We start from the raw sequence: 12046 nt of genomic DNA, 5'->3' as shown, positions 1-12046 counted from the left end.
AACAGATTTTAAGTAACTATATTTGACCTGTCAGTTCTTACGACAGACCAGCGTTTCAGGGCTTAACCGCCTTGCAGATAATAATGACATGCAGTAATTTATTTTTTTGTTTTTACAGAACCGATGGTTCCTCCAATACTTGCGTTTACTACTACAGAACCAATGGTTCCACCTACTCCTACTTTGTTACTGGATTGATTTCTTGTTGTTTTTTTCATTGTTATGTCCCCCTTATTTTTGTTTTTTTAACTACATTGATTTAACACGTTAGCATGGCAAATTGTCAAATTATAGAAACATTATATCTTCTTTTTACATATTATGTCAATCAATTCTTTTCCTATAAATAAAAAATAAAGCTGATGCATGTTTATTATGCATCAGCTTTATTTTGCTTCTTATAATCCTGTCTTTTCAATTTTTTCTTGTTGGGTAATTCTGTTTCGACGTCAAGAATTAGTGCAAAATCAATCTCGTTCATAGCATCCGTTAAAGCTTTACTGTTGATTTCATGATATACCGATGCAAGACAATCAAAGGCATTATGATAAGGTGATTCAGATACAAATCCCTCCCCGTCATTTACCTGAATTACTACCGATACATATTCAGGTGACATCTTTTTCAACTGAAAGATGAATCTATCTAATCCTATATATTCTAAGAATAAATTAGCAATAACCAGTTCCGCTTTCGGTAAATCGATCGCCAGGTCCAGTAAATCCCTGCTTAAGAGCGTCAGTTTATCCCTCATATCATAATACCTGCTTTTACAGCTGTTAAGATACTCTGTATTGATATCGATTCCATAAATCTTGTGATGTTTATTCAGGTTCACGTGCTCTAATCCGTTTCCTCCTGCTACCCCAAGAATAGCAAGAGATGCAATATCATAGGTCTGAATCTGTTCTCTCATGATATCGTTCATACATTGCAGTTGATATACCGTATCAAGCTTCATATGGCTTTCATAAATAGACAAAGGAATCTTTTCCCATGGATTAATATCATCACCTCCTTTATTTTATAAGTTATCAAAAACTGAGGCAAATAGCAAGCTTATCCGCAGCAAATACAATCCTTATCAGGTGTAGTTTTCCTCCGGCAAATCAATATAGTAATTTAACAAAAGCACAACTTGAATTGAAATTCTCCCCTGTGCTTGACAACCCTTATTTTCATGCTATACTAAAACAGTCACAACTGCCCTAAAAACAAGGTCTTTATGGGCAAAACATAAGAGGAGCAAAAGCACACTCTCTTATGTTTCATAAACCGTGTGTTCGAGACCTTCCACACGTAAAACAAAACTAAAGGAGAATTTCATATGAGAAACAAAACCCAATTCATCACACAGGCTGCGCTTATTGCCGCCATCTATGTGGTACTGGTCTTTGTGTTTAAGCCTATCAGCTTTTCCAATATTCAGATAAGAATAGCGGAAGCACTGACCATACTCCCTTATTTTACACCTGCAGCCATACCAGGTGTAGCTATTGGCTGCCTTTTAGGTAATTTCTTAGGGGGTGCCGACATTCTCGATATCACCTTCGGAACTCTGGCCACTTTAATCGGCGCCACAGGCTCTTACCTGTTAAGACGCAACAAATACCTGGTTCCCCTGCCTCCCATTATCTCAAACACCCTTATTATCCCATGGGTACTGCGCTTTGCTTATGGACTGACTCTGCCAATACCTGTTATGATGGCAACTGTGGGAATAGGTGAAGTTATATCCTGCGGCATCTTGGGACTTGGCCTCCTGTTCCTGTTGAACTTATACAAAAATGTGATTTTTCCGGAAAACGGATACTTTAAGAGGAGTAAGAACCGGTATTAATACATATACCGGAAAACATTCAATCTTTCCTCTGCGTATAGTACTACAAAGGTCTGATACTTTCTGCTAATTACTGTATCACTATAGGTATTAAATTAAAGAATGTTAAGGGATATGTATGTCATTTCCCCGGCAGAAAAGGAGCCTCAACTTATGACCTGATAACAGCCATAAGTTGAGGCTCCTTATTATTATAATTATAATTCGCAGTTGTTAACCGTACGAGGGAACGGGATAACGTCTCTGATATTTCCCATACCAGTCAGATACATTACACAACGCTCGAAACCAAGCCCGAAGCCTGCATGTCTCGCTGAACCGTATTTCCTTAAGTCCAGGTAGAAATCATAATCCTCTTGCTTAAGTCCCAGTTCGTCCATTCTGGCAACCAGTTTGTCATAATTGTCTTCTCTCTGGCTTCCTCCGATAATCTCTCCGATGCCTGGAACCAATAAGTCCATCGCAGCAACTGTCTTATTATCATCATTAAGCTTCATATAAAAAGCCTTGATATCCTTCGGATAATCTGTAACGAATACAGGTTTCTTAAAGATCTCCTCCGTCAGATAACGCTCATGCTCTGTCTGAAGATCACTACCCCAGCTAACCTTGTACTCGAATTTGTCGTTGTTCTTCTCCAGCAGCTCAATGGCTTCTGTATAAGTCACATGTCCGAACTCAGCATTCATAACATGGGTAAGCCTGTCCAGTAAGCCCTTGTCCACAAAATCATTGAAGAACTTCATCTCTTCCGGTGCATTCTCGATAACATAGCGGATAACATATTTAATCATACCTTCTGCCAGCGCCATATCATCCTTTAAATCAGCAAAAGCAATTTCCGGCTCAATCATCCAGAACTCAGCAGCATGACGGGTGGTGTTGGAATTTTCAGCACGGAAAGTAGGCCCGAAGGTATAGATATTACGAAAAGCCATGGCATAGGTCTCACCGTTTAACTGACCGCTTACTGTAAGATTGGTCTCTTTTCCAAAGAAATCCTCTTTGTAATCAATTTTACCTTCTGGCGTAAGAGGTACTTTCTCAAGATCCAGTGTAGTAACCTTAAACATCTCGCCGGCACCTTCCGCGTCACTGCCGGTAATTAAGGGCGTGTGCACATAGACAAAATCCCTGTCCTGAAAATATTTATGAATAGCATAGGCAATCAGGGAACGCACTCTGAAAACTGCCTGAAAAGTATTGGTTCTGGGTCTTAAATGAGAAATGGAACGAAGGAATTCCAGACTGTGTCTTTTCTTCTGAAGAGGATAATCCGCAGTAGAAGCACCTTCAATCTCAATGGCAGTAGCCTGAATCTCAAAAGGCTGCTTCGCCTCCGGCGTAGCTACCAGCTCACCTTTAATAATCAGAGCTGATCCAACACTAAGCTTGGAAATATCTCCGAAATTCTCCATAGTATCATGGTATACAATCTGAAGGGTCTCAAAATAGGTACCGTCATGAAGCACGATAAAGCCAAAGGCCTTAGAATCTCTTATACTCCTGACCCAGCCGCCTACAGTGATTTCCTTTCCGATAAACTTCTCTTTTTCCCGGTACAGTTCCCGGATTGTTATAAGTTCCATTATACGGGCTCCTTTGTTCTTTTAAAATATAAGGATATTATACCACAATTATTACAATTTACCATCGTAAAATCAACTGGTAAATTTCTTGTAACGCTTAATTATAAAGAGAGCTGTAATTGCAGCTAAAAATAACAGCCACCATTTAGCAAAAACCAATAAAACAATAAAACAATTTCCTTATTTTATATAGGTTCTTCCTATAATAGAGCACCTATACCTCTTTTATATAAACCCTTGCAACATTTACATAAACAATGCTCCAACCATAAAACAATTTAGCTCTATCAATCCATCCGCCTTAAAATCTTTGGCCACAAGTATTACACCATACCTTCTGCCACCAAAGAACAAGAGGATTTGTCCTGGTCTCCCTAAGGTTTATCTCGGGAAGGGACCTAATGACACTTAAGCTGCTGTAAATGCGCCGAAGTCCGGAAAAGCCACTGTCTGAGCGGCAGAAAACCACCTGCCCCACAGCAGGTCTCTCCGCGAGTTTGGCTTTTCCGGACTTGTCCCAAGCATTTACAGCAGCTTCTAGTGGAATAGGTTCCTTGCCCGAATAAACCGTGGGAGACCAGGACAAATCCTCGCCCCTTTAAACAGTCCTCCCGGTTCCCCACCACCCCCAATTTATCCTTTGACAGTCCCCCCATAAAGTGCTAGAATACTTCTATACATTGTTAAATTTCAGACAATCCAGCAACACGCTGATTGTCCTCTCTACAAGGAGGTTGTTATTATGGTGGTTACAATATGTATTGGTAGTTCATGTCATTTAAAAGGATCAAGAGAAATTGTACATACATTGGAAGCACTTATCAAAGAACACGGTGTAGAAGATCAGGTACAGCTTACCGGCTCATTCTGCATGGGAGAATGTGTAAAGGGTGTCTGTGTAAAGGTGGATGACAAATCCTTCTCTCTGACCCCCAGCAATACCAAGGAATTTTTCACACAGGAGGTTTTAGGGGGCCTAAAGCATGAATGTCATCAGTTTTAAGGAAGCAAAGTGCAGAAACTGTTATAAATGTGTAAGAACCTGTGAAGTAAAGGCAATAACCGTTAAGCAGGAACAGGCACAAATAATGAATGACAAGTGCATTCTCTGCGGACATTGCCTGGAAGCCTGTCCCCAGAATGCCAAATTCCTTATCAGTGATCTTGACAAGGTCAAGGGATATCTGAAGGAAGGAATACCCACCGTGGTATCACTTGCACCTGCCTATCTTGGCGTGCTGAAATATAAAACCCCGGGGCAGGTAGTGACAGCCCTGTTAAAGTTGGGCTTTACCTCCGTCCGGGAGACAGCAGAAGGTGCCGCTTTCGTTACGGCAGAATATGAGAAGCTGCTGAATGACGGCAGTATGAACAATATCATAACTACCTGCTGCCCTAGTGTTAATGACCTTATAGAGATTTATTATCCTTCCTTAACAAAATATATGGCTCCGGTGGACTCCCCAATGGTAGCCCACGGTAAGTTAATCAGACACCAGCTTGGAACCGATGTCAAGGTGGTCTTTTTAGGTCCGTGTATCGCAAAGAAGAGAGAAGCAGTCGGTGACCCAAGAACCAATGGTTACATCGATGCGGTCATAAATTTTACCGAGTTTGAGCAATGGCTTTATGAGGAGAAGCTTCAGCTGGATACTCTGCCGGATTCTCCTTTTGATAATCCGGACCCCAAGGTCAACCGTCTCTATCCCATCAGCAGCGGAGTCCTCTCCTCCGTAGTTGCAACCGCAGACACTCCGAATAAATACCGGAAGTTTTATGTTCATGGGATGAAGAACTGCATCGATTTGTTTGAGAGCATGGAACGGGATGAGGTAAGCGGGTCTTTTATCGAGGCTGATATCTGTAGCGGAGGCTGTATCAAAGGCTCTGCCCTGAACCGGGAATCCATTTCACGCTTTAAGGTAAAGCTTGATATGGAAGAAGCCATTCCAAAGGAACCCCAAAAAGATAAGGACTTCTATGAACGTGCCGGAGAAATATCCTTTCACCGGAAATTCTGCGACCGTTCTCCGAAAGATCCCATGCCAACAGATCCTGAGATTTCAGAAATCCTGAAAAAGATAGGAAAGTCCACAAAAGAAGATGAGTTAAACTGCGGTGCCTGTGGTTACCGTAATTGCAGGGAGAAGGCAATTGCAGTATATCAGGGAAAAGCGGAACTTACCATGTGTATTCCCTATATGCACGAGAAAGCTCAGTCCATGGCAAATATCGTACTGGATACTACTCCAAACATCCTGATCATAGCAGACCCTGATATGCGTATCGTGGAGTTTAACAGCGCGGCAGAAAGAAGCTTTCGCATTACCAGAGCAAAAGCCCTTGAGATGTATCTATATGAATTGCTGGAAACTGCTGAATTTGAAGAAGTAATCAAGACCAGAACCTCTGTCTTTGGCAAAAAAGTAACCCTGCAGGACCCGGGCATAACGGTTATACAAAATATTGTATACATCGAAAAACCCAAAGGTGTTCTTGGCATTCTTCAGGATATCACCCTGGAAGAAGAAAAGAACCAGCTGGCTTACAAGGTTAAGATGGATACCATAGAAATGGCACAGAAAGTAATTGACAAGCAGATGTTAGTTGCTCAGCAGATTGCTGGGCTCTTAGGTGAGACCACGGCTGAAACCAAAGTAACCTTAACAAAACTTCGTGATACCATCCTTTATGACGGCATGGAGTCTCCTAATAAAAATAACCGGGGCACATAATTAGCGGGCTGGTTTGTATAATATCCGGCTGTTCACTTTAAAAAACAAAACTTTACAGCCACTTTAGACAAGAATGCTTGTGCTTTTCAGAAAGGGTGGTAAAATATGAACGTTAGTATTGATGCAGCTTATAAAAGCTTAAATAAAATTAAAGAAGAACTATGTGGTGATAAGGTAGAGCTGTTAAAGACAGTGGATTCCAATATCCTGATTCTGGCAGATGGCATGGGAAGCGGCGTAAAAGCTAATATCCTGGCCACGCTGACCTCAAAGATACTGGGAACCATGTTTCTTAATGGCGCTTCCATTGATGACTGCATAGAAACCATAGCAAAAACCCTGCCGGTCTGTCAGGTCCGGCAGGTGGCTTATTCCACCTTCAGTATATTGCAGGTATTTCATAACGGTCAGGTCTATCTGGCTGAATTTGATAACCCCTCCTGCATCATGATAAGGGACAATAAGCTTTTCCCTCTCCCCTTTACGGAACGTGTTCTGGAGAATAAGATAATCAGGGAATGCCGTTTTACCGCTTCCATCAATGATTGCTTTATTCTTATGAGCGATGGCGTAATCCACGCAGGTGTCGGAAATCTGCTTAATTTCGGTTGGAACTGGCAGAATGTCGCGGACTTTGCCCTTCTGTCTGCCAGAGAAACCCTTTCCGCTTCCAGACTTGCAGGTACCCTTATCAAAGCCTGTGACGATCTGTATCTGCAACTGCCTGGTGATGATACCACTGTAGCGGTTTTACGTATAACCGGTGCAAAAGTGGTAGACCTTTTTACCGGTCCGCCTTCCAGTCCCGGCAATGACGGACATTTAATCCGTGAATTTATGGGCAGTCAGGGAAAGAAGATCATCTGCGGAGGCACCAGTGCCAATATTGCCTCCCGCATCTTAAAACGCCCTCTTATCACCTCTTTGGACTATACCGATCCCGCACTTCCTCCCATCGCCAACATGGAGGGAATTCATCTGGTAACCGAAGGGGTCCTAACCCTGTCCAGAGCTTTGGCTCTGATTAAGCAATACGGGGAAGGTGATATCAGTGAAGCCTTCTTTGATGAGCTGGATAAGGAGAACGGCGGCTCTCTGGTCGCCAAATACATTATCGAGGACTGCACAATACTCAACCTCTTTGTAGGAAAGGCTATGAATGAGGCCCATCAGAATCCTTCCCTCCCCTTTGATTTAAGTATCCGCCTGCATCTGGTGGAACAGTTGAAAGAAGCGGTCAACAATCTGGGAAAAGAGGTCAATATACAATATTATTAATGCGGGAAACCTCTAAACGTACACAACCGAATAACCAAACATCACAATTACCGGTTATTCAAACCCCAACTTCAAAAAGGAGTAGTCTTATGTTAGGTAATGATAACAACATTGATGCCATTAAACAAGAAGTCCTGTACCAGGTAGCAAAACTTAGTTTTGAAGGCGAGCTGGATGAGAAAAAGGATGCCCTTCCTTTTGAACTGATCCCTGGCCCTCAGGCTAATTTTCGCTGCTGTATCTATAAAGAAAGGGAAATCATCCGTCAGAGAATTCGTCTTGCCGAAGGAAAATCCCCCTCTGCCGGAAAAGATAATAAGAATATCGTTCAGGTCATCAATTCAGCCTGTGAAGGATGTCCTATTACACGCTTTGTAGTAACAGATAACTGTCAGAAATGTGTGGGCAAACGCTGTCAGGCTGCCTGTAATTTTGGAGCCATCTCCATGCTCCGTGACAGAGCTTATATCGACCCTGCCAAATGCAAGGAATGTACCAAATGTTCTCAGGCCTGTCCCTATAATGCCATTGCAGATCTGATGCGTCCCTGTAAGAAGAGCTGTCCGGTTGATGCCATTACAATGGATGAGAATAATATCGTCGTAATTAACGAAGAACGCTGCATTGACTGCGGTTCCTGTATCAAGAACTGTCCCTTTGGCGCAATTTCAGACCGCTCCTTTATGACAGACGTAATCGATCTGTTGCTTCAGTCCCCCCGTCCTGTTTATGCCATGCTGGCACCAGCCTGGGAAGGTCAGTTCGGAGCAGATATCACCTTCTCTTCCATGGTGGAAGCCATTAAAGGTCTAGGTTTTGCCGGTCTGTATGAAGTAGCCTTAGGTGCAGATTTTGTGGCTGCCAGTGAAAGTGAAGAATGGGCAGAAGGCTACAAGGAGGGTAAGAAGATGACTACCTCCTGCTGTCCTGCCTTTGTTAAGATGATACGCAGACATTACCCTCAGCTGGTAGAAAATATGTCCACCACTGTATCCCCCATGACTGCTACTGCAAGACTTATTAAGGCTCTTTACCCCGATGCTGTCTGTGTATTTATTGGGCCCTGCATTGCCAAAAAAGGCGAAGTACTTGATACGGTAGCGCTGCAAGGTGCAGATTACGCCCTTACCTTAGATGAACTTTATGCCATGTTCCGTGCAAAAGAAGTGAAGCCTGAGGCAGCCGCCGATACCCTTCAGCAGGGAAGTATCTATGGAAAGAAATTCTGTATAGCAGGCGGCGTTACCGCTTCTGTATTACAGTCTTTAAAAGAGAAACAGGAAAATACCGACATCACGGTAAAGCAATGCAACGGTGCTGCTGAATGTAAGAAAGCCCTGACCCTGTTAAAAGCAGGTAAGTTACCGGAGGATTTCCTTGAGGGTATGGTATGTGAAGGCGGCTGTCAGAACGGCCCCGGAAGTGTCCTGACTGGAAGAGCTGCAACTGTAAACCGTGACAAATTGTTCCATAAAGCAGACAATCGTGACATTCATGAGAATCTTGATTCATATAAGGAACTGGAATTCTCCATGCATACGAAATAATTAAGGGTTAACCAGAGCCTTTAATATTCCTTTTCTGTTCATTTCCTCAATTTGAAGGAAATGAACCGGCTCATGAATGTGCTCCAGATAATGAGCATCGGAATTATTAATGATCCGGCAATTCTGCAAATAAGGATTCTTCCTTTTTAATTCTGCCATTGCTTCCTCCTCTTTGGAGAAACCAGCTGCTTTTGCAGGACTTAAGCCACTTATACTTACGGCCTCTTTACAGGTAGCTTCTGCGCAGGTAAACCGGGAATCAGGCGGGATAAATCCAAGATTTGATAAGAGACTATTGGAGCTCTTATCAATATGGGCCGGTATCATTATCCCCTCATAGGTTTTCACAAGTTCATAAACCTCATCAAATCCGATATCTGCTGCATTGACGAGCAGATATTCTTCTTTTCCGGAGACTTCATCCCTTTCATTGATCAACAATTGCCTTCCAAATATTTCTTCATTGTTGTGAACCTTAAAAAGCTTTTCATATACAAAGGTGTCAAACTCCAATGCTCCCTGCAGCTCCTCAAAAAGACATAGAACATGTACTTCTTCTCTGGTACAGAGCTCCATTCCCGGAATAGCAATAATTCCAAAACACTCCGCATGTTTTAGAAAAGGAGGGCAGTTTCTGCTGCTGTTATGATCTGTAAGAGCTATGACATTCAGTTCTTTTATGGCAGCCATTCCAACTATATTTCCAGGTGTCATATCTTCATCACCGCAGGGGGATAAGCAGGAATGAATATGCAGATCATAAGAGACCTTATACATGAATCAGTTCATGAACCAGCAGAGAGGTCTCAAATACAGGCTTATTAACCGCCAGGAGAGTTATTCCCTGTTCCTTAGCTTTTAGAGCTGTCTGTTCATCGGGCATTATCCCCTCTGCCAGAACAATACAGGCAACCTCTGTCAAAGACGCAACTGCCAGGGTATTTACATTGGCCATTACCGTAATCCAGACCGCCCCTGAAAAAGCTTTTCCCATAGCTACACTTAAGAGATCACAGCAATATACACCTTTAAGCTCTCTCTCAAGGTCATTGCCAGGATTAATTATTTCGAATATCTCCTTATGAAGAATCTCTCCTACTGTCATGATGTTACCTTTTCCTTTCTTTTCTAATTAATAATAATCCCGGAATTATTTCTCTTCCAGTCTTCAATACACTTGCGGTCATAATTATTTATATTCTCTGGCAGGTTATCTCCGCTAAAAAATCTGTGACCTAACGTTTCTTCTGTTTCCTGCAGGATTTCACCCTTGTACTCAGTGGTTTTAAATATGGTACTTGTCACCCAGCAGATATCCTGATTAGGATATACAATATACCTGTCATCGCCGGAATATATGCCAAAGAGCTCCAGATTCTCCACTATAATTCCTACCTCTTCATATACCTCCCGTCTGGCGGTTTCAAGAAAGGTCTCTCCCATCTCCATCCCACCGCCCGGCAATCCCCATTTACCGTTATCACTTCGCTGCTGCAGTAAAATCTGACCTTCCTTGTTCTCGATGATAACGCCGCAGGCGGGAACCATTACAGGGTTATGTCCTATGCTTTTTCTCATTTCACGGATATAATTTTTTTTATAAGGTTTTATGATTTCGTCAATTTCTTTTTGCATTTACACCACTCTTTCTTGTTACATCTATAGAATGTGTTTCATGTTTATCAACACTCCTGCACAATATGATATGAAGCATTATCCTGCAGTATCAGTTATCAAACTTGCTGATTTCGTCAGACAGCCTGTGAATATACTGCCTTAAAATGTGAATACAATCCTGCTCTCCGGCAACACCTCTAACCACATCCTCTGCCAGTGCCTTGCAGGTAGGTGCCCCACAGGAACCACAGTCAAGACCAGGGAATTTCTCGCAAAGCTCTTCTACCTTCGCAAGCATAGTAATGCTCTCCTGCAGGTCTTCGCTTAATTTAAATACCGGTTCATAGTTAACTTCACGATTCCACTCCCAGTGCTTTACCTCACTGCCATCCAGATGATTACAGGCAACCGGCATATATTTTCGCAGCCGGATTAATTTTACCTTTGCCACAAAGGGATTCTCAACGGTAAGCACACCTCCCACGCAGCCACCGTTACAGGCATTTAATTCTATAAATTCAAGAGAGGAAATTTTCTGATCCTCCAGATCCTCCAGTACTCTGATAACATTCTCAATTCCATCTGCTGCCAGGTAATTATCCGTAAGAAGTCCTCCGGCTTCTCCGCCTGTTCCGCCCCAGCTGATGCCGATTTTACCAGATATGGCAAGATTTTCGATCTGCTGCTTCTCCTCCACTTCTTTCATAAGGCTAATAAGCCTTGGATAGATATCTTTTATGGCAATTACCCCGTCCACCTCACTCTTACTGTATCCCAGAGGGTTCTTGACCGCACTGACCTTTGCCGGACAGGGGCTGATAAAGATAATTCCTATCTTCTCTGCCGGAAGCCCGGTTTCCTTTACCGCTTTTTCCCTTGCCAGTGCCGCTGCCAGGTCAACTGGCGCCTTTATGGGCAGCAGATGTTCCAGCAATCCTGGGAAACGCACCCGGATCAAACGCACCACAGAAGGACAGGCGGTACTGATAAAGGGCATCTTTTGTTCCTGTTCCTCCAGGTACTTTCTGGATAATTCCGATACCAGCTCAGCAGCCCCACTGACCTCATATACGTCATGAAAGCCAAATTTTTTGAGTGCCGTCAATACAATATTAACATCCTCCAGATTATTGAACTGACCGTATAGTGCAGGTGCTGGTAAAGCCACGGTATACTCATAATCTTCTAATATACTCAAGGGATCATATACCGCCAGCTTTGCATGATGAGGGCAGATTCTTATGCACTCCCCGCAGTCAATACAGAATTCCTTTGTAATAACAGCCTTTCCCTTTCGAACCCGGATAGCCTGAGTCGGACACCTTTTGATACAGTTAATGCATCCCTTGCACAAGTCCTCCTGCAGACGAACAGCAGTAAAAAATTTATCCATACGAACCCCCATATATACCCCCGGCTTGCCAGGGATACTGCTCAAAC

12 protein-coding genes are annotated in these 12046 nt (G+C 42.9%); 5 read left to right on the top strand and 7 right to left on the bottom strand.

Annotated features, from left to right (window positions below):
* Nucleotides 1-98 precede the first annotated feature (98 nt).
* Both R2R35_RS24720 and R2R35_RS12990 read right to left on the bottom strand, forming a co-directional pair.
* Complete coding sequence (locus R2R35_RS24720; RefSeq protein WP_420742003.1) at nucleotides 99-218, bottom strand: RiPP peptide; 120 nt, start codon at nucleotides 216-218, stop codon at nucleotides 99-101.
* Nucleotides 219-373: 155 nt separating this feature from the next.
* Nucleotides 374-982: a class I SAM-dependent methyltransferase gene (locus R2R35_RS12990; protein ID WP_317730241.1), complete on the bottom strand. Its 609-nt coding sequence runs from the start codon at nucleotides 980-982 to the stop codon at nucleotides 374-376.
* Between the two features lie 345 nt (nucleotides 983-1327).
* Between R2R35_RS12990 and R2R35_RS12985 the strand changes: the two genes are divergently transcribed.
* Entirely contained in the window at nucleotides 1328-1840 is a 513-nt protein-coding gene (locus tag R2R35_RS12985; RefSeq protein ID WP_317730240.1) for a QueT transporter family protein, read from the top strand.
* A gap of 197 nt (nucleotides 1841-2037) precedes the next feature.
* Here the strand turns inward: R2R35_RS12985 and asnS are convergent, their stop codons facing one another.
* Nucleotides 2038-3429, bottom strand: coding sequence for an asparagine--tRNA ligase (gene asnS, locus R2R35_RS12980; RefSeq protein ID WP_317730239.1), 1392 nt, complete (start codon nucleotides 3427-3429; stop codon nucleotides 2038-2040).
* 742 nt (nucleotides 3430-4171) lie between these two features.
* On the opposite strand from asnS, the gene R2R35_RS12975 reads away from it, so the two are divergent.
* The 4 genes from R2R35_RS12975 (at nucleotide 4172) to R2R35_RS12960 (ending at nucleotide 8989) form a co-directional block, all read left to right on the top strand.
* Complete coding sequence (locus tag R2R35_RS12975) at nucleotides 4172-4432, top strand: (2Fe-2S) ferredoxin domain-containing protein (RefSeq protein WP_317730238.1); 261 nt, start codon at nucleotides 4172-4174, stop codon at nucleotides 4430-4432.
* On the top strand, nucleotides 4413-6164 hold the full coding sequence (locus R2R35_RS12970) for a [Fe-Fe] hydrogenase large subunit C-terminal domain-containing protein (protein ID WP_317730237.1): 1752 nt from the start codon (nucleotides 4413-4415) through the stop codon (nucleotides 6162-6164). Before R2R35_RS12975 ends, R2R35_RS12970 begins: the two co-directional genes overlap by 20 nt.
* Nucleotides 6165-6269: 105 nt before the next feature.
* On the top strand, nucleotides 6270-7442 hold the full coding sequence (locus R2R35_RS12965; RefSeq protein WP_317730236.1) for a SpoIIE family protein phosphatase: 1173 nt from the start codon (nucleotides 6270-6272) through the stop codon (nucleotides 7440-7442).
* A gap of 89 nt (nucleotides 7443-7531) precedes the next feature.
* The gene (locus tag R2R35_RS12960; RefSeq protein WP_317730235.1) at nucleotides 7532-8989 is read left to right on the top strand and encodes a 4Fe-4S dicluster domain-containing protein; all 1458 of its coding nucleotides are present in this window, start codon (nucleotides 7532-7534) and stop codon (nucleotides 8987-8989) included.
* On the opposite strand, the gene R2R35_RS12955 is transcribed toward R2R35_RS12960, so the two are convergent.
* The 4 genes from R2R35_RS12955 to R2R35_RS12940 all read right to left on the bottom strand — a co-directional run bounded on the left by R2R35_RS12955 (nucleotide 8990) and on the right by R2R35_RS12940 (nucleotide 11999).
* Complete coding sequence (locus tag R2R35_RS12955; RefSeq protein ID WP_317730234.1) at nucleotides 8990-9766, bottom strand: PHP domain-containing protein; 777 nt, start codon at nucleotides 9764-9766, stop codon at nucleotides 8990-8992. It lies immediately after the preceding gene.
* The gene (locus tag R2R35_RS12950; protein ID WP_317730233.1) at nucleotides 9759-10094 is read right to left on the bottom strand and encodes a hypothetical protein; all 336 of its coding nucleotides are present in this window, start codon (nucleotides 10092-10094) and stop codon (nucleotides 9759-9761) included. The genes R2R35_RS12955 and R2R35_RS12950 overlap by 8 nt, the downstream gene beginning before the upstream one ends.
* Nucleotides 10095-10117: 23 nt before the next feature.
* The gene (locus tag R2R35_RS12945; protein ID WP_317730232.1) at nucleotides 10118-10624 is read right to left on the bottom strand and encodes an NUDIX hydrolase; all 507 of its coding nucleotides are present in this window, start codon (nucleotides 10622-10624) and stop codon (nucleotides 10118-10120) included.
* 91 nt (nucleotides 10625-10715) lie between these two features.
* Nucleotides 10716-11999, bottom strand: coding sequence for a [Fe-Fe] hydrogenase large subunit C-terminal domain-containing protein (locus R2R35_RS12940; protein ID WP_317730231.1), 1284 nt, complete (start codon nucleotides 11997-11999; stop codon nucleotides 10716-10718).
* Nucleotides 12000-12046 lie beyond the last annotated feature (47 nt).

It is taken from the genome of Anaerocolumna sp. AGMB13020, assembly GCF_033100115.1.
GTDB lineage: Bacteria > Bacillota > Clostridia > Lachnospirales > Lachnospiraceae > Anaerocolumna.
Note: the sequence above shows the minus strand (reverse complement) of the source record. Positions and strands in the feature narration are given on the sequence as shown.